The following is a 26,213-nucleotide window of genomic DNA, read 5'->3' as shown; positions in this document are numbered from 1 at the left end:
GTCAACAACAAAGCCGACCACGTGTCGGCTTTGTTGTTTCTCTGGTGTACCGAGCAAGGATTGCGCACGTTGAAGGCGCCTTAGCGGCCATCGACCGATGGAGCCTTGGCCGGCTGTTTCCGGCCATAAAGCGACAATCACTTTATGCCGCCAACTGCCCGGCGACCGCTACGAACGCTCGCTGTACGTTGGGGGCCAATGCGACGCCATGTCGCATCACGTCAGTAAGACTTGCCGTTGCGGGTTGCCTTTTCTGCGGTATTTACTCTCTATAATCAGCAGCAAATTCTTCGCCCGCATGTCTTTCGTCCGCCGCGTCCTCGTTTGGCTTGCACTGTTCGGTATGGCGCTGCATGCGCCGTTGCCGGCGATGGCCCATGAGCAGCAGGCGGAATGGTTGGCCGTTCACGCCGTTTGCAGTGCAAGCGGCAAGCCGATTGCCGGAATGGATGCCCAGGCACCCGACGGCCAGAATCATTCCGGCGCCAACCACGTCGGCATGCTGTGCTGCCTGTTCTGCTCGGACGTTGGCACGCTCCACGCGGCGCCGCCAGTGACATGGGCATTCATTGCGCAACGCGGCTTGCAGTTTGCCGTGCCGCTGCTTTCTTCATCGGCCTTCTACCGACATTCCCGCAGGTTCCTGGCGCCGGCTCGGGCACCGCCGGTGGCGTAGCGCACGTCGTCAATACGACCAATGGCGCGCTGCCCGCGCGTCTTTACGCTAAGGGCGGATACTCCGCCCACGATTTGCCAGGACTGTCATGAATCCGTTTCTTCGCGCCGGAGCCGTCGGCGCTGCCTTGTCGTTCCCCGCGTTTGCTTTTGCCTGCGCTACCTGCGGCTGTTCGCTCAGCACCGATGCCGCCATGGGCTACTCCGCGATCCCGGGCTGGCGCGTCAGCCTTGATTACACGTATCTCCCGCAGAACCAGTTGCGCCACGGCACGGGGTCGGTCACGCCGGCTGAGGTCGCGGCCATCAATGCCGCTGGCGGCAACCAGGAGGTGGAGCGCCAGACCATCAACCGCTACGCCATCCTCGGTATCTACTACAGCCCGAACAGTAGCTGGGGCTTTAGCGCGGCCGTGCCATATATCGACCGCAGCCATACCACCTACGGCAACGCCACGACCGACCAGCTCACCCCTGACAACCTGAGTGGCGCCACGGCCAGCGGCCTGGGCGACATCAAGCTGATCGCCAGCTACCAGGGCTTCCTGCCCACGCACAATCTGGGGGTGCAACTGGGCGTGAAGCTGCCGACCGGACGCTACGGCGGCCAGAATGTGAACACCGGCGCCACGGTCGGGCGCAATCCGGTCTTCTTCAACAGCGGCCCCAATGCAGCCGGCGGGCAGGCGCTCGATTCCAGCCTGCAGCCAGGTACCGGCAGCACCGACTTGATTCTCGGCGCCTACTACTACCAGCCCGTCAGCCAGGATTTCGATGCCTTCATCAACGGTCAATTCCAGGCGGCCGTGGCCCACAGGCTGCGTGATGCCGGCGCAGACTTCCGACCTGGCAATGCCGCCACGGCAAGCTTCGGTCTGCGCTATGAGGCGAATCCGCACATCGTGCCGCAACTGCAGGTCAACGTGACGCGCAAGAGCCCCGATCGGGGGGCGCTGGCCGACACTGTCAGCACGGGCGGCACGGCGGTCTATCTGTCGCCAGGCGTGACGGTTAGCGTGGCGCACAACATGCAGGTCTATGCCTTCCTGCAGAAGGCGCTGTACAGCAATCTGCAGGGCTATCAACTCTTCCCGCGCTGGTCGGGCACTATTGGGGCGAGCTATGCGTTCTGATGCGGACATGAACCCGGTGCAAGGGCCCGGGCCAAGGCGCGCGTGGCTGCGTGCGGCTGGCGCGCTGGCCTTAGGCGCCGGGCTGAGCGGACGACAGGCGGCGGCGCACGCGGCCAGTCTGGAAGTGGGGCGCCCCGCGCCTCCCCTCGTCCTTCACACCCTGGATGGGCGCAGCATTGCGACCGATGACCTGCGCGGTCAGGTGGTGGTGCTGACATTTTGGGCAACGTGGTGCGGCCCCTGCCGCACGGAGCTTCCCCTGCTATCGGCCTACGCCGCGCGCCATGCCGACAAGGGCCTGCGCGTATTGGGCTTCAGCCTGGACGAGCCAGACGAGCTGTCAGCCGTGCGCGATGTGGCGGCCAAGCTAAGCTTTCCGGTTGGCCTGCTCGGCAGCGCTTACGCGGGCGGCTACGGCCGTATCTGGCGCCTGCCCGTGAACTTCACGGTCGACCGCAAAGGCCTGCTGGCCGACAACGGTTGGGAATCGCGCGAGCCCGCCTGGACGGCCGAGCGCCTGGAGCGGATTGTCACGCCTTTGTTGCGCTGAAGCAGGCGGACGACTGCAAAGGCGTTCATACAGAGCCACGCGCCAGCATCGAGTAGCGTTGCGTCGGTGATTTGGTAGCGGACATTCGACGACAGGGAGCAACAGGCGGATTCGGGGCGGCTAACCACGCGGTTCTGTTCCGCTTGTTCGGCCATCTTTCCCGGTACGGTTGGGATGGGCCGACGAAGTCACCCGGTGCGAGGGCACGATTCCCGCTGTGGATAAACGCGTGCAGAACTTCAGGGACAACTGTGTTCGCTGTCCGGGGTCAGGTTGTCCACAGTTTGGGAATAACTTCGGCGTCTGCCGGTAGGGTGAGGCGCGCCCTGCACGAGTCATCCACGCAACGGCACATGCTGTCCGATGGGTTGTGCATTCCGCAAACGGTTGATGCGAAAGCGTTTTCTGCGGCTATCCACAGAAACCATCCACCGTTATCTACTACTACTATTTTTATATACAAAAGAAATAAAGAAGACAGCAAAGACAGGCGAGACGGACGCCCAGCGGTGCTTGAGCGGTTGTCGTGCGTCACGTGCGTTATGTGAGTGCGGCCGGCTGCCTTGGCGCGGTGCAGCGCGGCGTCGGCGGTTTCGACCAGCCGCGTGTCGATAGAGGGAGCGCCCTTGCTCGGCACGGACGTGGCGCAGCCAGCGCTGACGGTCACGTAGCGCGACGGTGTGGTGGCTTCTATGCGCAGGCGTAGCGCGACTTCACGCGCACGCTCGGCGAAGGCCTCGGCCTCGCGTGCATCGGTTTCGGGCAGCACAACCACGAACGCTTCGCCGCCGTAGCGGGCGATGAAATCCGCCGGGTGGCGCACCACACCGGCCAGCGCATCGGCCACGGCTGCGAGGCAGGCATCGCCCTTGAGGTGGCCGAAGGCGTCGTTGTAGCGCTTGAAGTGGTCGACATCGACCATCACCAGTGAGAACGCCTGGCCGTTGCGTTGGGCGGCGCTGATCTGCGTGCCGATCTGCTCGTTGAAGTCGCTGCGGTTGCACAGGCCGGTCAGCGCATCGTGCATGGAGGCCTGCTGCAGCAACACGTGCGCCTCGAGCGGGCGCCGGTACAGCGCCGTGACTTCCCATACCAGCACACGGTAAAGCGGCCGGTGCTCAGCAGGTTGAGGGTGGTATCGGTCAGGCAGGCCGGTGCGGCAAGTGTGCCTACATCACAGGCACCGGTAAGCGGTGGGAAAAGCCTGGGCAGTGATCGGGGCGCCGCTACGGCAGGCCTAAGTCTGGTGGCCTAGGCTTGCTCACAGGTTGGCCCCAAGGGAATTGAAGGGAATGTTCCGTACTGTGGGCCCGGCATTTCTGTCGTTGACGTTGAATCACTCGGGCCCGTTGGCCGACGCTGTATGGAATCACTCAATCACACGCTGTTTCTTTGGATGAACGCCCCGGCCGACCCTTCGGCCACCACCGTCTGGCTGGCGTTGGCCTTTGCTGAATATGCGATCTGGCTGGTGCCGCTTACGCTCGTGGCCGGCTGGCTATGGGGCGCGCCGACTACACGCCGTCAGGCATTGCAGACCGGCGTGGCGGCGGTGCTGGCTTTGTTGATCAACGTCGGCTTGAGCCTGGCGTGGTATCACCCGCGGCCGTTTGCGATTGACCTGGGGACCAATCTGCTGCCGCACGCCCCGGATTCATCATTCCCGAGCGACCACCTGACGGTGCTCTGGACTGTGGCGTTCAGCCTGATGTGGAACGCGCGGTTGCGTCGCGTAGGTGTGTTGCTGGCGCTGTTGGGCTTGCCGATGGCGTGGGCGCGCATTTACCTGGGCGTGCACTATCCGTTTGACATGTTGGGCGCGGCTGCCGTGTCGACCCTGAGTGCATGGCTGTGCAGCGGGCGCGTGGCGCATACGGTGTCGGAGCCGCTGCACCGCCTGGGGCTGGCGGTGCATGGTGTGGTATTGGCACCCTGCGTGCGGCGCGGCTGGGTGCGCAAGTAAGCGCAGGTTAAGCGTGCCGGCGCCATGCGCGCCAGAACAGTACGAAGGCGAGCACTGTCGCGCCCACGTTGTAGAGCGTTGCCAGAGCGAATGCGTGGCCGTAGTGCGCTGCGTGCGTAGCGTCCGTAGTGGCATCCATCGCAACCGTGCCGCTCAACCCATCCATCTGGCCGAGCAGCGAGAACAGCAGCACGCCCACCACCGTCACGCCCACCGCATTGCCGACGGCCTGCATGGTCGTTACCGTGCCGGCGCCCATGCCGGCCTGTGCGGTTTCCACGCCGCTCAGGATGGTGTTGAGCGACAGCGGAATCACCATGCCTTGCCCAAAGCCGTTGAGCACCAGCGGCACGATCAGCCACGCGGTGGCGACACCGGCCTGTGCCATTGTGGCCAGCAGCACGAGGCCCACCGCGAAGATCCCCACGCCCAGCAGCAATGCACGTTGCCCAATGCGTTCGGCCAGCCGCGGCGCCGTCAGCGAGCCGGTAAAAAACGCGATCGCTGCCGGCGTGAACACCAGCCCCGCTGCCAGCGCCGACAAGCCGCGCCCGAACTGCAGCAGAATCGTCAGCGCCAAAAAGTACGAGCTGATGGCTGTGTAGAACAGGAAGATTGCCAGCACGCCCAGCACAAAGCTGCGGTTGCGGAACAACGCCATCTCGATGATGGGCACGCGGCCCGCTGCGGACAGCGCCCGCTCCACTCGCACAAAGTGGCGGAACACCAGCAGCGAGGTCAGCGGCACCGCCCATGACCACCACGGCCAGCCGGACTCCCGCCCCTGCATGACGGGCACCAGCAGCATGGCCAGGGCCACCGCGCCCGCCACCGCGCCATGCACATCCAGCCGCGCAGCCACCGGCGCGCGCGATTCCGCCACGAAGCTGCGTGCGGCCAGCAGCGCGACGATGCCAATCGGCACATTCACCAGAAACACCGCGCGCCAGCCCGACACTTCTGCCGCCAATGGGTGGGCAATCAGCCAGCCGCCGATAATTTGCGACACCGATGCCGCCACGCCTTGCACCGCGCCCATGGTGCCGAACGCGCGCCGTCGCGCATCGCCGTCAAACAGCACGCGCAGCGACGCCATCACCTGCGGCATCAGAATGGCCGCGCCCAGGCCTTGGCCGACGCGCATGGCGATCAGCATCCACGGCGTGGTCGCCAGCCCGCACAAGGCCGATGCCAGCGTGAACAGCGCCATGCCAGCCAGGAACATGCGCTTGCGCCCGAACAAATCGCCCAGGCGCGCGCCGTTGAGCAGGAACACCGCATACGCCGCGCTGTAGCCGACCATCACGAGCTGGATCTCGGCAAAGCTCGCATGCAAGCTGGCGCGGATGTCCGGAATCGCCACGTTGACGATGAACAGGTCGAGAATGGTGACAAAGTTGCCGCTCAGCAGCGCCGCCAGCGCGGGCCAATGCCGTTTGGCAGGCGAGCTGGTAACGCGAGCGGCAGAAAGGGATTCCGTTGACATGGAGGGAGCACGCTTATTAATATACGGTCGTACGTATACTAGAGGGCGATTGGCTCACGTCAAGCGTCAATTCCATTGACCCCACGCACTGATAGGGCATTGCCATGAATGAAACCGACGGCCGCCGCCAGCGTGGCGAACGCGCGCGCGCCCAAGTGCTTGAGCACGCCACGGCCATTGCCTCCACCGACGGGCTGGAGGGGCTGACCATCGGCCGTGTCGCCACCGATGCGGGTGTGGGCAAGGGCAACATCCAGGTGCTCTTTGGCGACAAGGAAACGCTGCAACTCGCCACGCTGGATGCGGGCGTCGTGCAGTACCGGGCGATGGTGATCGAGCCCGCGCTGGCGCTGGAAAGCCCGCTCGCCCGTCTGCGTGCCTTGACCGAGGGCTGGTTCGATTACGTGGCCGGTGGAGCGTCGCCGGGCGGATGCTTTGTCTGCGCAGCCAGCTACGAATACCGCGCGCGCCCAGGCGTTATCCAGGACCGCGTACGTGGCCATCGTGAATCGGTGCGCGCACGCTTTCGCGACACGATTGCCGCCGGCCAGGCCGCCGGTGAATTGCGCGCCGATCTGGATGTCGAGCAGCTTGTCTTCGAGATTGAATCGTTTCGCTCGAACGCCAACGTGGCGTTTCTGATGGGTGACATGGCGGTGTTCGAGCGCGCGCGACGCAGCACGCGGGCGCGCATTGACGCTGCTGTCGCCTGAGCGCACGCCGGCACGCCCCGACGCGCGCAAGCAACGCCCGCGCGGCGCCCCGACGCTTCTGTGACGTCACCTTTGGTTACACTTGTGCGCGGTCGCACAAACACACCAAACAAAAAAGTCCCGGGGGAAAAGGGTATGACGAGCCGAACGATTGCCACGGCCATCGGAGTCGGTGGCGTGCTGTGGCTGGCGGGCTGCGCGGCGCCTTATACGGAGCCGCCTGCGGGCGCCAGGACTGCCACGGTGGATTTCGTCCGCCCGCTGGCCAGCACCAATGCCACCATCCTCGCGTTTGACGACGCCAAGCATTGCGGTAACCCGCGCACGGCGCTCAAGCCGGCAGATGCGACCCGGCCGATCCGCGTGCTGGCTGGCGTGCCGACCGCGCTGGGCGCCAGCTTCATCCGCACATCGGGCACGCTCGTCTACCGCTGCGGCGTGTCGGTGACGTTCGTGCCGCAACCAGGCAAGCAGTACCGGATGACGGCCAGCTACCCGACCACCGCGCATGCATGCCGCGCCGGCGTGGTCGAATCCGACGACGGCAGGTCGTGGCACGCCATCAATGCACGCTACCGCACCTACCGCATCAACCCATCCTGGGGCACCGGAAGCTGCCCCGACCTGACAGACGCCGATGTTGCCTTCCTGCGTGACAAGACGCGTTCCGACGACGGCTCCACCACGTTGAGCGACCTTTCTGATTTGCTGACGCCGCAATGACCCGCACTGCTTTGATGATCCGCTCACTCGTGGCTGCCGCGTCCGTGCTGGCTGCCTTGCCGACTGCCGCGCTGGAGCCTGCGGAAGTATTCGCCAAGGTCGCGCCCAGCATCTGGGAAGTGCGCGTGTCCAACGCCGCCGGCCAGCCGCTTGCCATCGGCAGCGCCGTGGTGATTGGCGACGGGCTTGCCGTCACCAACTGTCATGTGCTGCGCGGCGGCAAGCAGGTCAGCCTCAAGCGTGGCAACGCCAGCTTTGGCGCGCGCCTGCTGTACCCCGACGTCCAGCGCGACCTGTGCCAGCTCCGCATCGCCGATTTCCACTACCCCGCTGTCACCATCGCCCCCAGCAGCACGCTCGTGACGGGGCAGAAGGTCTATGCCATCGGCAATCCGCTGGGGTTTGACCTGACGATCAGCGAGGGCCTGATCTCATCGTTGCGCCACAACGAGAGCGGTCAGTTGCAGGCGATCCAGACCTCGGCGGCCATCTCGCAGGGCTCAAGCGGCGGCGGACTGTTCGACAGCAATGCGCGGCTGGTCGGCATTACGTCGCGGATGGTGCTCGCGGTCTATGGGCAAAACCTGAACTTTGCAGCGCCGGCCGAGTGGATTGACGATGTGCCCGCACGCGCGCAGAAGGCACTGGCCGAGCGGGCCGCTGCAGCATCGGCCGCGGTGGCCAACACGAACGCGGCGGCAACCGTGGCAACTGCCGCACCGCTGCCGCGCAAGGCCGGTGAACTCGGCCCGAAGTCGCAAGCGGCTTTTGGTCAATATCTGCACAAGCCCTGGCCGAAAATCTTCGTGGCAGCCGACGGCGATCAGTTCGTCTACGAATTCGGCCAGAACGCCGAATTCCGCGCGGTGTCGTCGTGCAAGGAACGCTATCAAAACTGTTCCATCTACGCCCGGGACGACACAATTGTCGAAAGCAAATAGGTTCCAGCGCCTTATGTAACAGTGATTGCATCTTGCTAAACACAGATCATAAAAGACATTAATATGTGATCTTTGTACGATGCAAAACACGGCTGCCGTTTGTCTAATAGCAGCGCAAATTTGTGCCTAAATGTTATATCTTGATGTAACGTTGTGGCACATTAGGGTCAGCCTACGCAGCGCCTTAAAACAAGTCGAATGAAACCTGCAACATGAACTGGACCGCGACCCGACCGATCCGCGTGATCGTGCTCGATGACCATGCGATCGTCCGCCATGGCTTGGCTGCGCGCCTGAAGCAGGAGGCGGACATCGATGTCACCGGCCTATTCGCGTCTGGCCGGGAAATCGTGCAGGCCCTCAAGGACAACGCCGTCGAGGTGGATGTTCTGCTGATGGATTATTCGCTCGGCCCGGCGGAAATCGATGGGCTCAACCTGATCCGCCTGATTCGCGTGCGTTATCCGGAATTGAAGATCCTGGTGGCTTCGGCGCATCACAACAAGGCGACGGTCGGCATGGTCATGCATGCTGGCGCACGCGGGTTTGTCGGCAAGGAAGAGGAACTGTCGGACTTGGTACGTGCCATCCGTACCGTGGCAGCCGGCGGCAAGCGCCTGAACGCCGCGCTGGCTGCCGAGATGGAGCGCGATGCTCTCGCGGCCGATGCACCGGCACCTGCGGCCAATAGCACCGAGCTTTCTGCGCTCGTGGATCGCCCGGAACTGAGCCCGCGCGAGCGCGAGGTGCTGCGCTGCTGCCTCGACGGCATGTCGGTGACAGAGATTGCCGAGAAGTTCGCGCGCAGCATCAAGACCATCAGCTCGCAAAAGCAATCCGCCTATCGCAAGCTGGGCATCCGCACGGATACCGAGCTGTTCAAGATCAAGCACGAGTTGGAGGGGCAGTGAGCGCCGGGCAACCCGGCCAACCTCGCCCGCGCGTGCTGGTGGTCGAAGACCAGCCGGCCAATCTGCTGATCCTCGAACACCAACTGCGTGCGCTCGATTGCGACGTTGAACTCGCTGCCGATGGTGCCCAGGCGCTGGAGAAAGCCGCTGCGCAGTCGTTTCACGTGATCCTGCTGGATTGCCAGTTGCCGGATGTCGACGGCTACGCCATTGCCGAACGCATCCGTGCGCGTGAAGGCGGTACGGGCGCTCACACACCCATCCTCGCCATCTCTTCGGCCACCGACGAAGAACACCAGCAGCGCGTTCTGGCCAGCGGCATGGACGGCATGCTGACCAAGCCGATTCGCGAAGATGTGCTGCGCGACCTGATCGCGCTGTGGTGTGACCGCACCGACGCTGCGCCGGTGCGTACGGCGGTCATGGCTGACGCCGGTCAGGATGTCTGGTCAATCTATCTGGATTCGCTGGACGACGATCTGGAGCGCCTTGCGCACGCCATTGCGGCGGGCGATCTGGAGGCGGCGCGTCACGCGGCGCATCGTGTCAAAGGCGCCGCGCTGGCGGTCGAGCAGGGCGCGATTGCGCAGCGCGCCGATGCATTGGAAGCGGTTCTGAAACAGGCCGTGACCGTTCCCGCCGATGCGCCAGACGCGCTGGCCGCACTGCGCCGCCAGCGCGACAACCTGCGCGCTGGCAACGCCGCCGGCTGAGACTGCTGAACCGCCAACGCCTGAACCGATCAGGCGTTGTGCAGCACACGCAGCAGCAGGTTCTCCAACTGCTTGACCTCGGGCTGCGAGAAACCCCGCAACAGGTGGTTCAGCACATCGATGATCAGCGGCCGGATTTCCGGATACAGCGCACGGCCCTGTTCGGTGAGCGAAACCACCACCGAGCGGCGATCCGCATCGCTGGGCGCGCGCTTGACGATGTTTTTCTTCTCCAGCCGATCAATCAGCCGCGTCATCGCACCCGGATCGTAGTGCAGCAGGCGCGAGAGTTCGGCCGGTGTGGTGGCGAGGTCTTCCGCCAGGTAGATGACGACCGTCCACTGCGCGGCGGTCAGGTCCAGCGATGCCAGGGCACTGTCGATGTGCGACACCAACTCGTGTCGGACCCGATGCACGAGCCGACCGATGTTGGTGTCGCGGTCCATGGTGTCAAGCTGGTAGGCGCCTTCACTGATGCTGGTGCCGGCGGCCTCAGGTGTCTGTACGTCGATGCTCATGATGGTGCTCCCCGTTCCGCCGGTGATCCGGCTTGTAAGGCGCGTCGCGTTTCCCGTAACGCCGAGCGTGCTTCATTGCACACTAATCGTCGCTTGCCCAGGCCGTCAAGCCGGGATCGACACCAACGCAGATCGTCAAATCTCGTTGGATACGGCTGCAAAACGATTGCGGCTGCCAAGGGTGATGGAGCTTCGTATCATGGTTGAAACGTCGCCTCCGCACCGTGTGGCGCGGCGTGCTCGTCCTCCCCCATATTCCTTTTTCGAACGCCATGAACCTCCACCTTCAGAACAAGCTTGCACTCGTAACGGGCTCTACCAAGGGCATCGGTCATGCCATTGCTGTAGCACTGGCTGCCGAAGGCGCCCGCGTGATCGTCAACGGCCGCACCGAAGCGTCGGTGGAAGACGCGATCGCGCGCCTGCGCGCCGAGGTGCCCGACGCCCAGGCCGAAGGCTTTGCCGGTGATCTGTCGAATCCGATACAGGTTGACGCGCTGCTTGGCCGCTTTCCCACGGTCGATATCCTCATCAACAACCTCGGCATCTTCGACCCCAAGCCGTTTGAGGAAATCGACGATGCCGAGTGGCAGCACTTCTTCAATGTGAACGTATTGAGCGGCGCGCGTCTGTCTCGCGCGTACCTGCCCGGCATGCGTGCGCAGAACTGGGGCCGCATCGTGTTTATCAGCAGCGAGAGCGGCGTGCAGATTCCGGTTGAGATGATTCACTACGGCGTGACGAAGACTGCGCTGCTGGGCCTCTCGCGCGGGCTGGCAGAACTGACGGCAGGCACCGCCATCACCGTGAATGCCGTGCTGCCGGGGCCGACACGTTCCGAAGGCGTGGATGCGTTTGTGGAGAAGCTCTCGGGCGGCCAGAGCTTCGATGCGTTCGAGAAGACTTTCTTCGAGACCGCCCGCCCGACCTCGCTTATCAAGCGTTTTGCCACCACGCAGGAGGTCGCCAGTCTGGTCGCATATGTGGCGAGCCCGCTGTCGTCCGCCACCACGGGCGCTGCACTGCGTGTGGATGGCGGGGTGGTGAAGTCGGCGTTCTAGAGCGCCAGCCCTGACGGATGCTCCATTTCAGTGCGCGGCTGCTGGAGGCGAGCCGATGTGCGCGACGCCGGGCCGATGTCCGAGGGTTTGGATAGTGTCCGGTTTGCCAGACAAAAGCCGCCTATGAAACGTTTGCTATCAAGCTTTTCCCCGTCGATCCGTTGTTAACCCGACTGACGACCCGCAGGGAAAAAAGCATGAGAGCGTCTGCGCCCCTTTCTGAATCTTCCCAAGCCCCAACGAGCTTGGGGACCCGGCTGGCCGTGATTGGCCTGATTGCCCTGGTGCTGGTATTTGGCATGTTTGCACTGGCGATTTCGCAGTCGAGCCTGCGCATGCTGGAAGCCAATATGCAATCGGCCATGCACAACCAGGAGGCCGCCATGCGCGACATGATCGGCTTGTTCGACGGCACCATGCGCACCGAAGCCGACCGTTTCCTTACGGCCTTTGCCGATGCCGCGCCCGGCCCCTACAGCGTAGAGCCGGCGCAAACCGTGGAGGTGGCCGGCAAGCCCACACCCACGTTCAAGAGCGGCGATACGGTGCTGAACCTCAACTTCACCGTGCCGGACACGTTCTTCGCGCGCACCGGCGGCACCATCGCCACCGTGTTCGCCCGCACAGGCGACGACTTCGTGCGCGTGACCACTTCGCTCAAGAAGGAAAACGGCGAACGCGCGATCGGCACGCTGCTCGACCGCGCCCACCCCAGCTACAAGGCGCTGATGGCCGGCGAGCCGTTCCGCGGCCTGGCCTGGTTGTTTGGCGTGCCCTACATGAGCAAGTACGAGCCCGTGCGTGATACATCGGGCAAGGTGATCGGCGCGTTGTATGTGGGGGTGGATGTGCGCTCGGAACTGGCGCTGCTCAAGGACAAAATCCGCTCGCACGGCCTCGGCAAGACGGGTGGCTATTTCGTCATCGATGGCAAGCCCGGCGTTGATCAGGGCAAGGTGTTGATCGACCACACCCAAGACCGCGAAGGCAAGAACCTGCTCGATGCCAAAGACACCGGTGGCCAAGCCTGGGTGCGCGAGATGATCGCGCGCAAGGACGGCACGCTGCGTCATATGCTGGCCGATGCGGAAGGCGGCATAGCGCGTGAGCGCCTCACCGTCTTCACGCAATACCCCGATTGGCAACTGGTGATTGCCGGCACGGCCTACGTGGATGAACTCGACGCCGATCTGGTTGCCGCCCGCAACCGCTTCCTGCTGCTGGGGCTTGCGCTGGGTGCGCTGCTGGCCGGCGGGCTGTACTGGATGCTGCGCCGCTCCGTCAGCGCGCCGTTGGCCGAAGTGGTGAACGTCACCCAACGTGTGGCCGCCGGTGACCTCACGCACCGCCTGCCGACGACCCGCCGCGACGAAATCGGCCAGGTGATGCGCGCCGTCAATGGCGTTGGCGACGGCCTCTCGGGCATCGTCGACAAGGTGCGCGCCAGCGCCTCCACCATCGCGTCGAGCACCGGCCAGATCGCTGCCGGCAATGCCGACCTCTCGGCCCGCACCGAAGCGCAGGCCGGCAACCTGGAACGCACCGCATCGAGCATCGAAGAACTGGCCGCCACCGTGCGCCAGAACGCCGAGAGCGCCCACCATGCGCACGACATGGTGCGGTCCGCCAGCGACGCGGCCAGCGCCGGCGGGCAGACCGTGGAGCGGTTGGTGGGCACCATGTCGGGCATCCACACCACGGCGCAGAAGATTGCCGACATCACCGGCATCATCGATGGCATCGCGTTTCAGACCAACATCCTCGCCTTGAATGCCGCCGTGGAAGCTGCCCGCGCAGGCGAACAGGGCCGCGGCTTTGCCGTCGTGGCCGGCGAGGTGCGCAGCCTCGCCCAGCGCAGCGCCGCAGCCGCCAAGGAGATCAAGGCGCTAATCAACCGCTCGGTCGAAGAAGTGCAGGCCGGTAACGAAGCCGCACGCGGCGCGGGCGATGCCATGCAGGACATCGTGGCGCGCGTGGAGCGTATCGCCGGCCTGATGGGCGAGATCAGCCACGCCTCGCGCGAGCAATCGCAGGGCATTGAAGAGGTCAACCATGCCGTCACGTCGATGGACGAGGTGACGCAGCAGAATGCCGCGCTGGTCGAAGAGGCCGCCGCCGCTGCCGAAAGCCTGCGCCAGCAAGCTCAGGAACTGCGCGGCGCGGTGGACGTATTCCGGCTCGCCTGAGCCGGCGAGTTGTCATGAGTGGATGGCGTGACGTTGCGATCGGTACAGCGTTTGGCGGGCAATCGGTCAGTGCAGGATAGCCCGCCGCACCAGTGCCACCAGCGGCGGCCGGATCGAGCGCTCGAAACCAGGCCGTAGCCGCAGCGGCTTGAGCAGCATCTTGGCCGCCATGTCGAGTGGCAGATACGAGCGCACCAGCGCACTGACGCGCGAGTTGAGCGCGCGTACGTCGGCCTCCGGCACGTCTTCTTGGCCGCGCTCGATACGAAGCACATTGCGCAGCGCGATCATCGAATCTTCGTTCTTGATTTCCCGCAGGCGTGACGCGAGCGCCTTGAGCACCCGCGCGCGGCCCACGCCCTCGCTTGCATTGCACTCGTTGAAGAAGCGCAGGAAGTGTTTGTAATGCCGGACTTCGTCGGCGGAAATGCGGCTGGCGAGGTCGCGCAGCACGGGCTCGTCGGCTTCGGCCGCCGCTTGGGCGATGGCGCGGTAGAAGGTGGCGGTGCCCATTTCGACCACGCAGCGCGCCACCATCTCCAGCGCCTGCGTGGGCTCGAACTGGTCGACCGAACAGGTGACGGAGTACTCGTCAAAGAAGCGGGTATAGCCGCGCTCCCAGTCGAACTCGGGCCAGACGGCTTCAACGTAGCTGCGCAGCGCACGGCCGTGCTGCAGCTCTTCGCGTTCCCAGTGGTGGATCAGCCAGCGCGCGGTTTCGGGACGATCGGCGTAGTACTGGGCGAGGTTGCCAGCGTAAAGGTCGGAGCCGCTCTCGACAAACGAGGCGCTGGCAACCAGATAGAACAGCGTACGGTTTTCACGCACACGTGCGATGTCGATGCTGCCGTAGGCGATCTCTTGGATCGACCACGGCATGCGCTCGCTCGCAGATGATGTTTGCTGATGAACCTGTGACAAAGCGCTTCCTCCGTTGGCGACTTCGCAAAAACCGGGCCGCCTCTATCATGAGAATGAAACATCACGTCTCAAGATTCAAGACAGATGTGCGCAAGCAAAGGTTCCTAAAAGCGAACTTCTGCGTACAAAGTGGTGAAGACGTCATGGCAATTCATGGCAATTGCCTCACCTCGGTGCGGGGGAGGTCTGTACCGCGGCGGTGCATCGGCGCCAGAAACACCGTGAAGGTGAAGTACAGCGTGCCCCACGAGACCATTTGCGCGAGGCCCAGTTGGAACACAAGGCGCCGGCCCTCGGGCGAGCCCGGCGAGAACATGGGAATCATGGAGGTGGAGGTGGAGGCGGTCGAGGCAGACAGAGCTGCGCGCAGCAGGAAAAACATTCTATCGGCGCGTGCCGGTGCACGCGTGCCCCATGCGGAGGGCCTGCTCAGCGAGCGTGGCCGCCGGTCAGCAACCGCAACGCTGCCGTGTCGACGATCTCGACCGTCCGGTAATGGCAGCGGACCCAGCCGGCGCGCTGCCAGGCCTGCAGATATTTGGAGATCGTCTGCCGCGAGCGTGCCAGCATGCGGCCCAGTTCTTCATTGCTGGCGGCTACGGTGCGGCCATCGCCGGCGCGGGCGAGTTGCAGCAGGCGTTGCGCAAGGCGCGCATCGGCAGGCATTTCGCTGGCGTGTTCGAACTCGTCGAAGATCAGGCGGATGCGCTGGCAGAGCTGCTGCATCAGCGCCCACATGCCAGCCGGGTAGACGGACACCACACGCGCAAATGCCGCGCTACCCAGCAGGATGAGTGTGGTCGGCCCTTGCGCGTGGGCGCTGTGCGTGCGGCCGCCGCCGTCGATGAGCGCGATCTCGCCAAACCATTCGCCCGCGCGCAGCACACCGTAGACAAGTTCGCTGCCGCCATCCGTCGTCCGGCTGATACGCACACGGCCGCGCACGATCAGGAACATGCCCTGTGCCGGCCCGCCGTGCGGGTGGATGCATTCGCCGTCGGGGTAGGTGATAAGGCGTGCGGCGGGCGCGATCTCGGCCAGCAGGTGGGCGGGGGCATCCCGCAGCCAGCCTTGCGCCAATTGCGCGGGCGTGGGAGCAGGGGCGGTATGGGAGGCGTCTGCGGGCATGACGGCAGGATGCGGCGAGGGCGGTTGGCGCATTGTCAAACGCTTGACAGTCTGCGTGCAAGGCCCCGGCAGAGAATGGCCAGCCAGCCGTGCAACCTGCCATTCAATACGACGCGGCACCGACGAGACCATTCCGGCGACGAAGGAGACACCCCATGACGCAACACACTGCCCCCGGCGCAACCCATGCGACGTTTTCTCACATGGAGCACGGCACCCGCGAGGACTGGGCCGCCATCTCGGCCGAGTTCATGCCCTACGCCCGCGCGCTGCCTGACCGCGTGCTCACGCATCTGAAGCTGCTCGATGGCGATTGCGGCGGCTTCCCCGTAGACCGCCTCACGCATTCGCTGCAGACCGCCACGCTTGCCCACCGCGATGGCCGCGACGAGGAATACGTGGTCTGCGCGCTGCTGCACGACATTGGCGACACGCTGGGCAGCTTCAACCACCCGGACATTGCCGCGGCCATCCTCAAGCCGTTCGTCAGCCCCGAAAACCTGTGGATGGTCGAGAAGCACGGCATCTTCCAGGGCTACTACTTCTTCCACCACCTCGGCCTGGACCGCAACCTGCGCGAGCAATACCGCAGCCAGCCCGAGCTGTTCGAGCGCACCGCCGAGTTCTGCGCCAAGTACGATGCCGCGGCCTTCATGGCCGACTACGACAACCTGCCGCTCTCGTTCTTCGAACCGATGGTGCGCCGCGTGCTGGCCAAGCCGCGCAATTCCATCTACGTGAAGGAAGGTGAGGCCGAGCTGTCCCAGCCGAAAGCCGAAGCGGCGTGATGCGGTGAGTGATTAAGCCTTCACCACATTGACGGGCGCGCCGGCTGCCCACGCCGCAACATTGGCGAGCGTGGTGTCGGCAATGCCCGCCAGCGCCTCACGCGTGAAGAACGCCTGATGCGCCGTGACGATGACGTTGGGAAAGCTCAGCAGCCGCGCCAGCACGTCGTCTTGCAGCACGTCGGCGGAGCGGTCTTCGAAGAAGAGGTCAGCTTCTTCTTCATACACGTCAAGCCCCAGGTGACCGAGCTGCCCGGTCTTGAGCGCATCGATCAGCGCAGGGCTGTCGACCAGACCGCCGCGGCTCGTGTTGATGAGCATCGCGCCGGTTTTCATGCTGGCAAGCGCACTGGCATCGATCAGGTGATGCGTATCGGCGGTGAGCGGACAGTGCAGGCTGACGATGTCGGCTTGCGCCAGCAATTCGGGCAGCGGCACGTAGCGTACGCCCAGCGCGGTGAGCGACGCCTGTGGAAACGGATCGAACGCCAGCAACTGGCAACCGAAGCCGGCCATGATGCGCGCGAATACCTGCCCGATCTGCCCGGTACCGACCACGCCAACCGTTTTGCCGGCCAGATCAAAGCCGAGCAAACCATCCAGTGAGAAATCGCCTTCGCGCGTGCGGTTGCAGGCACGGTGCAGGCGACGGTTGAGCGTGAGGATCATGCCGACCGCGTGTTCGGCCACGGCGTGCGGCGAATACGCGGGCACGCGCACCACTGTCAGCCCCAGGCGCTGCGCGGCGGATAGATCGACGTGGTTGAAGCCCGCCGAGCGCAGCGCGATCAACCGTGTGCCGCCCGCAGCCAGCGCGGTGAGCACGTCTGCGTTGAGCGCGTCGTTCACGAACGGGCACACCACTTCAAAGCCCGCAGCGAGCGGTGCCGTTTGCGCGTCCAGGTGCGCGCGCTGGAAGACGAGGTCGAAGCTGTGGCCTCCGCGCGCAAGCGAGGCACGGAAGCTGTCTTCGTCGTAACGGTGGCTGCTGAAGAAAAGGATGCGCATGGCGGTGGTCGGGGCGCTTGGAGCCAGTCTGGCGATCGCGCTAGCTTACTCCCGCTCCTGTCGGGTTTGCGCGGCCCGGCTCGGCAGGGCTGTTAGCATGCCGGCATCTTCAGCCTTTTCCTGCGAGTTACGCCTTGCCCGTCACCCAGACCTTCCTCTGGCACGACTACGAAACCTTTGGCGCCGTGCCGCGCCGCGATCGCCCGGCGCAGTTTGCGAGTATCCGCACCGATGCCGAACTCAACGAGATCGGCGAGCCGGTCGAGCTGTTCTGCCAGCCCTCCAACGACTGGCTGCCCGATCCGGTGTCGTGCCTCATCACCGGCATCACGCCACAGCAGTGCGCCAAGCAGGGCATCCCCGAATACCGCTTCGCGCAGGCCATCGAGCGCGAGCTGGGCACCCCCGGCACCATTGGCGTGGGCTACAACACCATCCGCTTTGATGACGAGATCACGCGCCACCTGTTCTGGCGCAACCTGATCGACCCGTACGCCCGCGAGTGGCAGAACGAATGCGGGCGGTGGGACTTGTTGGACGTGGTGCGCACCACATGGGCGCTGCGCCCCGAAGGTATCCAGTGGCCGACACACGAAGACGGCAAGCCGAGCTTCAAGCTGGAGCATCTGTCCAAGGCCAACGGCCTGGTGCATGAGGCCGCGCACGATGCGGTGTCCGACGTGCGCGCGACGATTGCGCTGGCACGCCTGATTCGCAACGCGCAGCCGCGCCTGTTCGACTTCTGCCTGGCGCTGCGCAAGAAAGACCGCGTAGTGGCCGAGATTGGCGATGCGCCACGGCCGCTGCTGCATATCTCTGGCATGTACGGTGTGGAGCGCGGCTGCATGGCCGTGGTCTGGCCGCTGGGCGGACACCCGACCAACAAGAACGAGCTGATCGTGTGGGACTTGGCGTTCGATCCGTCCGAGCTGTTCCACATGGACGTCGCCACGATCCGAGAGCGCATGTTCACGCGCACCGCCGATCTGGCCGAAGGCACCACGCGTTTGCCCATCAAATCGATCCACATCAACAAGTCGCCCATCGTCATCAGCAACATGAAGACGCTGCAGCCTGCGCAGGCGCAGCGCTGGGGTATCGACTTTGCCACCATCGAGCGCCACGCCGCTATCGCGCAGACTGCGCCGGATATGCGAGAAACGTGGCGCCAGGTCTACGCCCGTGATCTGGAGCCGATTGAGGATGTGGACCAGAACCTCTACGGCGGCTTCGTTGGTAATGAGGACCGCCGCACGCTCAACGAGTTGCGCACGCTCAGCGGCGAGCAGCTCGCACAACTGCACCCGGATTTCGCGGATGCACGGCTGCCCGAACTGCTGTTTCACTACCGCGCGCGCAACTTTCCTGACACGTTGAGCGAAGAGGAATACGAGCAGTGGGAGCAACTGCGCGCCGAGCGCCTGTTCGAGGGCAGCGGCGGCTATCTGACGCTGGATGCGTATATGGAGCGCATCGACCAACTCGGTGCTGAAGCTGCCGAGCGCGGCGATGCTCGTGCCGAGCGCATTCTTGCGGCGCTGCATGACTACGCTGAGATGGTTGCGCCGGAGTGAGTCTCCGGCGCGCAAGCCGAGTGAGCTGTCAGCATGCCGCCTGCGCCGACGGCGGCGCCGACAGATTTCTGAATTTAGATCAGAGAACGAATGAATCTGATCTTCATCAGAAGAGCTTCGCCTGTCGCCCCATAATCTGGTCCGGGCGTCCAATAAGCGGAACTGCCATCGGGATCGTCACTGCGAAGACCAATTTTTGTGCAGAGCCCAGCGCCCGCCTTGCCCCTGCCTGCCGGCAAACGTTAGACTCCCCGGGCTCGCGCAAAAAAAGCGTGAGCCGGGAGCGCAAAACCCGAATTAAGACTTTACCCGTGAGTGCCGTTATGGCCCTTGCGTGCTGTCGTTCGCCTATATGGGCGGGCCTCGGCAGGGAGGGCTTCGGCCCTGCCGGTTCTTGGTTGGTCTTATCGGTGTTTGCGCCCTTGTCGTGTGCCCGCCCACCCCTCGCGGTGGGTGGTTCCTCAATTCATCAGAGGACAGGACAATGGTTCTATCGACCGAGGCTGCGCTCATCACCAGTGGGCCTCGCTCCCCGCCGAGCCAGCACGATGCACCGGACTTGCAACACGAAGTCCAACGCCTGGTCGGCCGCTGCCTGCTTCGGCTCCAGCAATACGAAACGCTGATCAAGTATCTGGTTGCACATCACCAGCTTTCGGGGCCTGCATACGCGTTGGAAAGAATTCGTGTGCAGCGCGTCAAAGAACACGCGACCAAGCCGCTTGGTTACCAGATCGACGTTCTCCTGCGGTCTTTCTTTACAACCAGCGAAGCGCCGCATACACGCATCGACGATGCCTCACCTTTGATCGGATCGCCCGCGTTCGGCTATCGCAGTACGATGCGGCTATCTGCCGAAGACTATGCCCGGACAAAAGCGGAGCTGAGGCATCTGGTCGATGCACGCAATGATCTCGTGCATGACTTTGGCAGCCGGTTCGATCTCCACACGTGCGAAGGCTGTTCGGCTGCTTGCGACTATCTCGAAGGTTGCTACGCTCGCATTGATACCCAATACGGGAAGTTGTGCGCATGGGTGAAAGGCGTGGACGCGGCCAGAATCGCCGCTGCGGCCTTCATGCAAGCACCGGGGCTTTCGGGATGTTTTAACGACGGCGCGGAGCCTGTCGCAACGACGCGGTGGGCGGAGGCCGAGATTGTCGGTGCGCTGCGCGAAGCAGCAGCGCTGAATGCTGGCGAGCGCGGGTGGACACGGCTCGACCATGCGATCGCTCTGATCCATCGCAAGCATCCGGGGCTGACACCGGACAGCTACGGTTGCAAGTCCTGGCGACACGTTCTGAATGAATCCCGGCGATTTGATCTGGAATACCGCGCCGATGAGAACGCTCGGCGGGCGGCGTGGTTCAAGGTGCGCGATCGGTAGGTCCGGTTTGGGTAGGAATTACCCAACAAAAAACCGGAGGCCAAAGCCTCCGGTTCCCTTTCTGCATTTTCCCGACCATCAATGCATCACGCGGCCCGCTGCGCCGCCGCCGGATCACGCCACTGCGCAAGCAGCTTGTTCCAGCGGATGCGTGCGGCGGCCAGATTGGCCTCCTTTACATGACCAAAGCCGCGGATGTCTTCCGGCAGGCGCGCCAGCTCCACCGCTTGCGGCAGCTTCTGCGCATTCAACCCCTTCACCAGTTCATCCACCAGCGCACGGTATTCGCCGATCAGGGCACGCTCGGTGCGGCGCTCTTCGGTCTTGCCGAAGATGTCGAGCGCCGTGCCGCGCAGGCCCTTGAGCTTGGCCAGCAGCTTGAAGATGCGCATGGTGTTCGGGCCGAAGCGCTGCTTGATCAGGTGGCCCTTTTCGTCGCGCTTGGCCGTCATGGGCGGGGCAAGCCAGAAGTTGAGCTGGTAGTCGCGGCCGGGTTCGCCTTCAAACTGCGCGCGCAGCTTGTCGAGGAAGGCCGGGTCGGTGTACAGGCGGGCGACTTCGTATTCGTCCTTGTACGCCATGAGCTTGGACAGGTTGCGCACCACGGCTTCGGTCAGTGCCAGCGGTTGGTTGGCGCCGACGACTGCCGTTTCCGCCGCACGCACACGCTCCACCACCGCGCGGAATTCCGCAGCATAGGCAGCATTCTGGTACGCGCCCAACAGATCGACGCGGCGGGCGATGAGCGTGTCCAGCGAGGGCATGGCAATCACGTCGGCCTTCGCACGCGGGGCGTCATCTGCCAGCTTGAGCACGGCGTCGCGGTCTTGCGCGAGGTGGCGGCCCCATTCGAACGCCGTCTTGTTCTTCTCGACCGCCACGCCGTTGAGTTCGATGGCGCGCAGGATCGCGTCGTGCGTCAGCGGAAGCCAGCCCTTCTGCCACGCAAAGCCCAATACCAGCGGGTTGGTGTAGATCGCATCGCCCAGCAGGCGCACAGCCAGCGTGTTGGCGTCTTCAAATGCGCAGGCATCGCCGATGGCGGCGCGGATGTCGGCCTCGGCCGAACTGCCCGGAAAGCGCCAGTTCGGATTCTTGATGAAGTCAGCCGTGGGCGATGCGGTGCTGTTGACGATGGCGCGCGTCTGGCCGTGCTGCACCTTCGACAGCACTTCGTCCGACGCCGAGACGATCGCATCGCAACCGATCACCAGATCTGCCTCGCCCATGGCGATGCGCGTGGCGTGAATGGAATCCGGACGCTCACCGATCTGCACGTGCGAGAGCACCGCACCGCCTTTCTGCGCCAGGCCCGCCATGTCGAGCACGGTCACGCCCTTGCCTTCGATGTGCGCGGCCATGCCAAGCAGCCCACCGATGGTCACCACACCCGTGCCGCCCACGCCGGTCACCAGCACGCCGTAGGCACGTTGGATGGCGGGCAGCTCCGGGTACGGCAGCAGCGGCAGATCACTCATCGACACGCCGCGCGATTCCGGCTTGCGTACCTGTGCGCCTTCGGCCGTCACAAAACTCGGGCAGAAGCCGTTCACGCACGAAAAGTCCTTGTTGCACGACGATTGGTTGATCTTGCGCTTGGTGCCCAGCTCCGTGTCCAGTGGCTCAACGGATAAGCAATTCGATTTGACCGAGCAATCGCCGCACCCTTCGCACACTGCATCGTTGATGAATGCGCGGCGTGCGGGGTCGGCCATCGTGCCGCGCTTGCGGCGGCGGCGCTTTTCCGTGGCGCAGGTCTGGTCGTAGATCAGCACGCTGGTGCCTTGCACTTCGCGCAGCTCGCGCTGAATCGCATCCAGGCGATCGCGGTGGTGCACGGTCACGCCTTCGGGCAGCTTGATCGCCGCGTTGTACTTCTCGGGCTCGTCCGTCACGATGACGATACGAGACGTGCCCTCGGCATACACCTGCGCGGCAATCTGCGGCACCGAGAGCGGGCCGTCCACCGGCTGGCCGCCGGTCATGGCCACCGCGTCGTTGTAGAGGATCTTGTAGGTGATGTTCACCTTGGCCGCGATGGAGGCGCGAATCGCCAGCAGGCCCGAGTGGTAGTACGTGCCGTCGCCCAGGTTGGCGAACACGTGCTGATCGCCCGAGAACGGCATCTGGCCGATCCATGCCACGCCTTCGCCGCCCATCTGGCTGAAGGTGTCGGTGCGGCGGTCCATCCACACGGTCATGTAATGGCAGCCGATGCCGGCCAGCGCGCGCGAGCCTTCCGGCACGTTGGTCGACGTATTGTGCGGGCAGCCCGAGCAGAACCACGGCTTGCGCTCGGCGGTGATGCGCGGCTTGGCCAGCGCCTTCTCTTTGGCGTCGATGATGGCGATGCGCGAGGCAATGCGCGCGCGCACATCCGACGGCAGCTCGAACTTCTCCAGACGCGTGGCGATGGCGCGGGCGATCAGCGCAGGCGACAGCTCGTAGTGCGCCGGCAGCAGCCAGTTGGCCATCGGCACCGACCATTCGCCGCCGGCATTGTCGCGCTCATCAAACTTGCCGTACACGCGCGGGCGCACGTCGTCGCGGTAGTTGTACAGCTCTTCCTTCAGTTGGTACTCAAGAATCTGGCGCTTCTCTTCCACCACCAGAATCTCTTGCAGCCCCTCGGCAAAGGCACGCGCGCCGTGCGCTTCGAGCGGCCACACGCAGCCCACCTTGTACAGGCGGATGCCGATGCGGCGGCAGGTGTCTTCATCCAGGCCCAGGTCGACCAGCGCCTGACGCACGTCCAGGTACGCCTTGCCCGCGGTCATGATGCCGAAGCGCGCCTGAGGCGAGTCCATCACCACGCGGTCGAGCTTGTTGGCACGCACGTACGACAGGCCGGCATACCACTTGTAGTCGAGCAGGCGGGCTTCCTGCACCAGCGGCGGGTCGGGCCAGCGGATGTTCAGACCGCCCTGCGGCATGATGAAATCTTCGGGCAGGATGATCTCGGCGCGGTGCGGGTCGACATCCACCGAAGCGGATGATTCCACCACGTCCGTCACGCACTTCATCGACACCCACAGGCCGGAGTAGCGGCTCATCGCCCAGCCGTGCAGGCCGTAGTCGAGGTATTCCTGCACATTGGACGGATACAGCACCGGAATGCCGGCCGCCTTGAAGACGTGTTCCGACTGGTGCGCCAGCGTGGATGACTTGGCGGCGTGGTCGTCGCCTGCCAGCACCAGCACCCCGCCATGCGCGGACGAACCCGCCGAGTTGGCGTGCTTGAATACGTCGATGGTGCGGTCAACACCCGGACCCTTGCCGTACCACATGCCGTACACGCCGCTGAACTTGGCGTTCGGATACAGATTGACCTGCTGCGAGCCCCAGACCGCCGTGGCGGCCAGGTCTTCATTGAGCCCCGCCTGGAAGACGATGTTGTGCCCGGCCAGGTGCTTCTTGGCCTTCCACAAGGCCTGGTCCAGCGCCCCCAGCGGCGAGCCGCGGTAGCCGGAGATGAAGCCCGCCGTATTCAGCCCTGCAGCGCGGTCGCGCTCCTGCTGCAGCATCGGCAGACGAACAAGCGCCTGCGTGCCGCTGATATAGATGCGGCCACGCTCGAGCGTGTACTTGTCGTCCAGGGAAACGGTTTCGAGCGCGCGGCGTAGCGCGTCGTTCAGAGGGGCATTCATGCGTGCTCCGTGTGGGTGTGCCGGGATCACCAGCAGCAGGTCTCTTTTGGTGCCGCCTGCGCCGCTTCTTGTGGAAACTGGCAGGCAGCCATGGGTCCGGGCATCGTAGCATCGCGTGACATTCCGAACACCGTGCAACGCAGCAAGAATAGGGGTGGGTTTTCCCGAGGTTGCGGCGTTCAATGCACGCAGGTGCATCGTTGCCGAGACCAGCGGCCCGCGTTGTGCGATGCGTGCAACTTTGCTGGCGGATCTGCTGATTGGGGAGGCACTGGCGGCTGCCCTCCAAGATGACCACCTGACGATCAGTTGGCAACGCTTTCGATCACGTCGCGCATGCGCATCACCAATCCGTCCATTGCTTGGGCAGGTACGTTGCCGTAGCCGAGCACGAGGCCGTTGTATTGCGCGGTCAGCGTGCCGGGCAGGCAGAAGCGCGACAGCGGCCGCAGCACCATGCCCCGCTCGCGGGCGACGCGGCTGACCTCGGTATCCGGCACCGGTGCGTCAAGCCGCGCGGAAAGATGCATGCCGCCCGCACCACCCGATACGGTGACGATGCCGCCCAGGTGTCGCTCGATTGCGGCTTGCAGCGCATCGCGGCGCTCGCCATATAGGCGGCGCATGCGCCGCAGGTGCCGCGTGAAATGTCCCGCTTCAATGAACTCCGCCAGCGCAAGCTGCTCGGCCACGCGCCCGCGCAGCATCAGTGCACCGGCAGTCTTTTTCAGCACGGGCGCCAGCGCTGGCGGCACCACCATGTAGCCCAGTCGCAGCGCCGGAAACAGCATCTTGCTGAACGTGCCGAGGTAGATGACCGGCGCGTCCTCAGTCAGACCTTGTACGGCGGACAGCGGCGCCCCCGTGTGGCGGAACTCGCTGTCGTAGTCGTCTTCGATGATCCACGCGCCGGCTGCGCGCGCGTGCTGGATGAGCGCGAGGCGGCGCTCCAGGCTCATCACCGCGCCGAGCGGGTATTGGTGCGATGGCGTGATGTAGATGAGCTTGGGTGGCGCGTTGCGCCAGTCTGCTTCACGCGGGGCGAGGCCATCGGCATCCACGCCGACCGGTACCAGCTTGAGGTCGGCGGCTTGCAGGGCTGCACGCGCACCGTAGTAGCCGGGGTTCTCGATCCACGCGGTGTCGCCCGCATCGGCCAGCGTGCGGGCGCACATGTCGAGGCTGTTCTGCGTGCCGTCGGTGATGAACACCTGCGCCGCGTCGCAGCGCACACCACGCGAGACGCGCAGGTATTCCGCCACCGCTTGCCGCAACGCGACGTTGCCTTCCACCGGGCCGTAGCCCATCTGGCCGGGCCCGACGCCGCGCCAGCCGCGTTCCATGCAGCGGCGCCATTGCGCGAGCGGGAATTCATCCAACGCAGGTGTGCCGGGCAGGAAGGGCAACAGGTCGCCCATGCCGCCGCGCGGGCGCTCCAGATCTTTGACGCGGTGCGACAGCACGGGTGGCGCTTCGGGCGCCGGCGCGGGCACTTGCTGCAGGCCCACGCGCGCCACCACCGTGCCTTGCCGACGGCTGAGCACGAAGCCCTCGGTGGCGAGCTGCTCGTAGGCATAGAGCACCGAGTTGCGTGCAATGCCCAGCTCTTCGGCCAGCGTGCGCGACGGCGCCAGGCGCGTGCCTTCTTCAATCTGTCCGCTCAGGATCGCCGCGCGCAAACACGCATACAGCCGGTGTTGTTGCGAGGCGCGAGCAACGCCTTCGCTGCGCATCACAGTCCGTTCGTAGTTCGACAGCAGGACGCCGTAGTCCATCGTGGCTCCAAGACATAGCATTTTGGTGGGTCTATGCATGGTGCCACGGTTTTCTTATCGTCGGCAGATCGATTGCCTATTCGGGGCCTTGTCATGACGACAGCTTCTGCAACCCCACCCACGGATCGCACGCGTGTAAACCGTGTCGCCCGCCGCAGCCACTACGATGCGGCCACGCTGCACGCCATCCTCGACGGTGCCTACGTTTGCCACATCGCCTTTGCGGACGGGCACGGCGTGCATTGCATCCCGACAGCATGCTGGCGCGATGGGGATCACCTCTACATCCACGGCTCCAACGGCAGCCGCATGCTCAGGCTGGCCGCCAGCGGAGCGCAGGTGTGTGTGACCATCACGCACGTCGATGGCCTGGTGCTGGCGCGCTCGGCGCTATGACGTTCGAGACGAACCG

Annotated in this window: 22 protein-coding genes and 2 pseudogenes; 15 read left to right on the top strand and 9 right to left on the bottom strand. The window is 64.5% G+C overall.

From position 1 onward, the window contains the following. The first annotated feature begins 208 nt into the window (after window positions 1–208). From PSUB009319_RS15335 to PSUB009319_RS15325, 3 genes are all read left to right on the top strand, one after another. Window positions 209–676: a DUF2946 domain-containing protein gene (locus tag PSUB009319_RS15335; RefSeq protein ID WP_260392999.1), complete on the top strand. Its 468-nt coding sequence runs from the start codon at window positions 209–211 to the stop codon at window positions 674–676. Window positions 677–764: 88 nt separating this feature from the next. Continuing rightward, the gene (locus PSUB009319_RS15330) at window positions 765–1,808 is read left to right on the top strand and encodes a transporter (protein WP_124383088.1); all 1,044 of its coding nucleotides are present in this window, start codon (window positions 765–767) and stop codon (window positions 1,806–1,808) included. Beyond that, window positions 1,798–2,358, top strand: a complete 561-nt coding sequence (locus tag PSUB009319_RS15325) for a TlpA disulfide reductase family protein (RefSeq protein ID WP_124383087.1) — start codon at window positions 1,798–1,800, stop codon at window positions 2,356–2,358. The genes PSUB009319_RS15330 and PSUB009319_RS15325 overlap by 11 nt, the downstream gene beginning before the upstream one ends. 268 nt (window positions 2,359–2,626) lie before the next feature. Here the strand turns inward: PSUB009319_RS15325 and PSUB009319_RS15320 are convergent, their stop codons facing one another. Continuing rightward, a complete protein-coding gene (locus PSUB009319_RS15320; RefSeq protein WP_260392998.1) occupies window positions 2,627–3,457 on the bottom strand; it encodes a GGDEF domain-containing protein in 831 nt (276 codons plus the stop codon). A 264-nt stretch (window positions 3,458–3,721) separates the two neighbouring features. On the opposite strand from PSUB009319_RS15320, the gene PSUB009319_RS15315 reads away from it, so the two are divergent. Continuing rightward, complete coding sequence (locus PSUB009319_RS15315) at window positions 3,722–4,321, top strand: undecaprenyl-diphosphatase (protein WP_124383086.1); 600 nt, start codon at window positions 3,722–3,724, stop codon at window positions 4,319–4,321. A 7-nt stretch (window positions 4,322–4,328) separates the two neighbouring features. Here PSUB009319_RS15315 and PSUB009319_RS15310 read toward each other — a convergent pair whose 3' ends face one another. Beyond that, complete coding sequence (locus PSUB009319_RS15310) at window positions 4,329–5,807, bottom strand: MFS transporter (RefSeq protein WP_124383085.1); 1,479 nt, start codon at window positions 5,805–5,807, stop codon at window positions 4,329–4,331. Window positions 5,808–5,911: 104 nt separating this feature from the next. Here PSUB009319_RS15310 and PSUB009319_RS15305 point away from each other — a divergent pair, with 104 nt between their 5' ends. The 5 genes from PSUB009319_RS15305 (at window position 5,912) to PSUB009319_RS15285 (ending at window position 9,808) form a co-directional block, all read left to right on the top strand. Beyond that, on the top strand, window positions 5,912–6,520 hold the full coding sequence (locus PSUB009319_RS15305) for a TetR/AcrR family transcriptional regulator (protein WP_124383084.1): 609 nt from the start codon (window positions 5,912–5,914) through the stop codon (window positions 6,518–6,520). Between the two features lie 135 nt (window positions 6,521–6,655). Next, window positions 6,656–7,243 (top strand): hypothetical protein, encoded by a 588-nt coding sequence (locus tag PSUB009319_RS15300; RefSeq protein ID WP_124383083.1) that lies wholly within the window; start codon window positions 6,656–6,658, stop codon window positions 7,241–7,243. Then, on the top strand, window positions 7,240–8,184 hold the full coding sequence (locus PSUB009319_RS15295) for a S1C family serine protease (RefSeq protein ID WP_124383082.1): 945 nt from the start codon (window positions 7,240–7,242) through the stop codon (window positions 8,182–8,184). Before PSUB009319_RS15300 ends, PSUB009319_RS15295 begins: the two co-directional genes overlap by 4 nt. A 212-nt stretch (window positions 8,185–8,396) precedes the next feature. After that, the gene (locus tag PSUB009319_RS15290; RefSeq protein WP_124383081.1) at window positions 8,397–9,095 is read left to right on the top strand and encodes a response regulator transcription factor; all 699 of its coding nucleotides are present in this window, start codon (window positions 8,397–8,399) and stop codon (window positions 9,093–9,095) included. Then, on the top strand, window positions 9,092–9,808 hold the full coding sequence (locus PSUB009319_RS15285; protein ID WP_124383080.1) for a response regulator: 717 nt from the start codon (window positions 9,092–9,094) through the stop codon (window positions 9,806–9,808). Before PSUB009319_RS15290 ends, PSUB009319_RS15285 begins: the two co-directional genes overlap by 4 nt. 29 nt (window positions 9,809–9,837) lie before the next feature. On the opposite strand, the gene PSUB009319_RS15280 is transcribed toward PSUB009319_RS15285, so the two are convergent. Next, on the bottom strand, window positions 9,838–10,326 hold the full coding sequence (locus PSUB009319_RS15280; protein WP_124383079.1) for a MarR family winged helix-turn-helix transcriptional regulator: 489 nt from the start codon (window positions 10,324–10,326) through the stop codon (window positions 9,838–9,840). Window positions 10,327–10,598: 272 nt separating this feature from the next. On the opposite strand from PSUB009319_RS15280, the gene PSUB009319_RS15275 reads away from it, so the two are divergent. Both PSUB009319_RS15275 and PSUB009319_RS15270 read left to right on the top strand, forming a co-directional pair. Beyond that, window positions 10,599–11,387: an SDR family NAD(P)-dependent oxidoreductase gene (locus tag PSUB009319_RS15275; protein ID WP_124383078.1), complete on the top strand. Its 789-nt coding sequence runs from the start codon at window positions 10,599–10,601 to the stop codon at window positions 11,385–11,387. A gap of 197 nt (window positions 11,388–11,584) precedes the next feature. Then, window positions 11,585–13,573: a methyl-accepting chemotaxis protein gene (locus tag PSUB009319_RS15270; RefSeq protein ID WP_124383077.1), complete on the top strand. Its 1,989-nt coding sequence runs from the start codon at window positions 11,585–11,587 to the stop codon at window positions 13,571–13,573. 66 nt (window positions 13,574–13,639) lie between these two features. Here PSUB009319_RS15270 and PSUB009319_RS15265 read toward each other — a convergent pair whose 3' ends face one another. The 3 genes and pseudogenes from PSUB009319_RS15265 to PSUB009319_RS15255 all read right to left on the bottom strand — a co-directional run bounded on the left by PSUB009319_RS15265 (window position 13,640) and on the right by PSUB009319_RS15255 (window position 15,655). Then, on the bottom strand, window positions 13,640–14,452 hold the full coding sequence (locus PSUB009319_RS15265) for a ferritin-like domain-containing protein (protein ID WP_124383076.1): 813 nt from the start codon (window positions 14,450–14,452) through the stop codon (window positions 13,640–13,642). Window positions 14,453–14,693: 241 nt separating this feature from the next. Next, window positions 14,694–14,819, bottom strand: a pseudogene (locus tag PSUB009319_RS15260) (MFS transporter); the annotation flags it as partial. 104 nt (window positions 14,820–14,923) lie between these two features. Beyond that, the gene (locus PSUB009319_RS15255; RefSeq protein ID WP_124383075.1) at window positions 14,924–15,655 is read right to left on the bottom strand and encodes a Crp/Fnr family transcriptional regulator; all 732 of its coding nucleotides are present in this window, start codon (window positions 15,653–15,655) and stop codon (window positions 14,924–14,926) included. A gap of 122 nt (window positions 15,656–15,777) precedes the next feature. On the opposite strand from PSUB009319_RS15255, the gene PSUB009319_RS15250 reads away from it, so the two are divergent. Beyond that, entirely contained in the window at window positions 15,778–16,410 is a 633-nt protein-coding gene (locus tag PSUB009319_RS15250; protein ID WP_124383074.1) for an HD domain-containing protein, read from the top strand. Window positions 16,411–16,422: 12 nt separating this feature from the next. Here PSUB009319_RS15250 and PSUB009319_RS15245 read toward each other — a convergent pair whose 3' ends face one another. Next, window positions 16,423–17,418: a 2-hydroxyacid dehydrogenase gene (locus PSUB009319_RS15245; RefSeq protein WP_124383073.1), complete on the bottom strand. Its 996-nt coding sequence runs from the start codon at window positions 17,416–17,418 to the stop codon at window positions 16,423–16,425. 134 nt (window positions 17,419–17,552) lie between these two features. Here PSUB009319_RS15245 and sbcB point away from each other — a divergent pair, with 134 nt between their 5' ends. After that, complete coding sequence (gene sbcB / locus PSUB009319_RS15240) at window positions 17,553–18,992, top strand: exodeoxyribonuclease I (protein ID WP_124383072.1); 1,440 nt, start codon at window positions 17,553–17,555, stop codon at window positions 18,990–18,992. 484 nt (window positions 18,993–19,476) lie between these two features. Further along, window positions 19,477–20,379 carry an OST-HTH/LOTUS domain-containing protein gene (locus tag PSUB009319_RS15235; RefSeq protein WP_185453482.1) on the top strand — a complete coding sequence of 301 codons (903 nt, stop codon included), beginning with the start codon at window positions 19,477–19,479 and terminating at the stop codon, window positions 20,377–20,379. 86 nt (window positions 20,380–20,465) lie between these two features. On the opposite strand, the gene PSUB009319_RS15230 is transcribed toward PSUB009319_RS15235, so the two are convergent. Both PSUB009319_RS15230 and PSUB009319_RS15225 read right to left on the bottom strand, forming a co-directional pair. Further along, entirely contained in the window at window positions 20,466–24,026 is a 3,561-nt protein-coding gene (locus tag PSUB009319_RS15230; RefSeq protein ID WP_124383070.1) for an indolepyruvate ferredoxin oxidoreductase family protein, read from the bottom strand. A 305-nt stretch (window positions 24,027–24,331) separates the two neighbouring features. Next, on the bottom strand, window positions 24,332–25,801 hold the full coding sequence (locus PSUB009319_RS15225; protein WP_124383069.1) for a PLP-dependent aminotransferase family protein: 1,470 nt from the start codon (window positions 25,799–25,801) through the stop codon (window positions 24,332–24,334). A 93-nt stretch (window positions 25,802–25,894) separates the two neighbouring features. Between PSUB009319_RS15225 and PSUB009319_RS15220 the strand changes: the two are divergent. Further along, a pseudogene (locus PSUB009319_RS15220) lies at window positions 25,895–26,191 on the top strand (pyridoxamine 5'-phosphate oxidase family protein); the annotation flags it as partial. Window positions 26,192–26,213: the final 22 nt, after the last annotated feature.

This window comes from Ralstonia sp. SET104, from assembly GCF_003851545.1.
In the GTDB taxonomy this organism is placed as follows: Bacteria; Pseudomonadota; Gammaproteobacteria; order Burkholderiales; family Burkholderiaceae; genus Ralstonia.
The sequence above is the reverse complement of the archived record's forward strand: the minus strand, read 5'-3'. Positions and strand labels throughout refer to the sequence as shown.

Excerpts from the sequence above, each read along its gene's own strand:
- PSUB009319_RS15335 (WP_260392999.1), top strand. The coding sequence starts at position 209 with ATGTCGCATCACGTCAGTAAGACTTGCCGTTGCGGGTTGCCTTTTCTG.
- PSUB009319_RS15330 (WP_124383088.1), top strand. The coding sequence starts at position 765 with ATGAATCCGTTTCTTCGCGCCGGAGCCGTCGGCGCTGCCTTGTCGTTC.
- PSUB009319_RS15325 (WP_124383087.1), top strand. The coding sequence starts at position 1,798 with ATGCGTTCTGATGCGGACATGAACCCGGTGCAAGGGCCCGGGCCAAGG.
- PSUB009319_RS15315 (WP_124383086.1), top strand. The coding sequence starts at position 3,722 with ATGGAATCACTCAATCACACGCTGTTTCTTTGGATGAACGCCCCGGCC.
- PSUB009319_RS15310 (WP_124383085.1), bottom strand. The coding sequence starts at position 5,807 with ATGTCAACGGAATCCCTTTCTGCCGCTCGCGTTACCAGCTCGCCTGCC.
- PSUB009319_RS15305 (WP_124383084.1), top strand. The coding sequence starts at position 5,912 with ATGAATGAAACCGACGGCCGCCGCCAGCGTGGCGAACGCGCGCGCGCC.
- PSUB009319_RS15300 (WP_124383083.1), top strand. The coding sequence starts at position 6,656 with ATGACGAGCCGAACGATTGCCACGGCCATCGGAGTCGGTGGCGTGCTG.
- PSUB009319_RS15295 (WP_124383082.1), top strand. The coding sequence starts at position 7,240 with ATGACCCGCACTGCTTTGATGATCCGCTCACTCGTGGCTGCCGCGTCC.
- PSUB009319_RS15290 (WP_124383081.1), top strand. The coding sequence starts at position 8,397 with ATGAACTGGACCGCGACCCGACCGATCCGCGTGATCGTGCTCGATGAC.
- PSUB009319_RS15280 (WP_124383079.1), bottom strand. The coding sequence starts at position 10,326 with ATGAGCATCGACGTACAGACACCTGAGGCCGCCGGCACCAGCATCAGT.
- PSUB009319_RS15275 (WP_124383078.1), top strand. The coding sequence starts at position 10,599 with ATGAACCTCCACCTTCAGAACAAGCTTGCACTCGTAACGGGCTCTACC.
- PSUB009319_RS15270 (WP_124383077.1), top strand. The coding sequence starts at position 11,585 with ATGAGAGCGTCTGCGCCCCTTTCTGAATCTTCCCAAGCCCCAACGAGC.
- PSUB009319_RS15265 (WP_124383076.1), bottom strand. The coding sequence starts at position 14,452 with ATGCCGTGGTCGATCCAAGAGATCGCCTACGGCAGCATCGACATCGCA.
- PSUB009319_RS15255 (WP_124383075.1), bottom strand. The coding sequence starts at position 15,655 with ATGCGCCAACCGCCCTCGCCGCATCCTGCCGTCATGCCCGCAGACGCC.
- PSUB009319_RS15250 (WP_124383074.1), top strand. The coding sequence starts at position 15,778 with ATGACGCAACACACTGCCCCCGGCGCAACCCATGCGACGTTTTCTCAC.
- PSUB009319_RS15245 (WP_124383073.1), bottom strand. The coding sequence starts at position 17,418 with ATGCGCATCCTTTTCTTCAGCAGCCACCGTTACGACGAAGACAGCTTC.
- PSUB009319_RS15235 (WP_185453482.1), top strand. The coding sequence starts at position 19,477 with ATGGTTCTATCGACCGAGGCTGCGCTCATCACCAGTGGGCCTCGCTCC.
- PSUB009319_RS15230 (WP_124383070.1), bottom strand. The coding sequence starts at position 24,026 with ATGAATGCCCCTCTGAACGACGCGCTACGCCGCGCGCTCGAAACCGTT.
- PSUB009319_RS15225 (WP_124383069.1), bottom strand. The coding sequence starts at position 25,801 with ATGGACTACGGCGTCCTGCTGTCGAACTACGAACGGACTGTGATGCGC.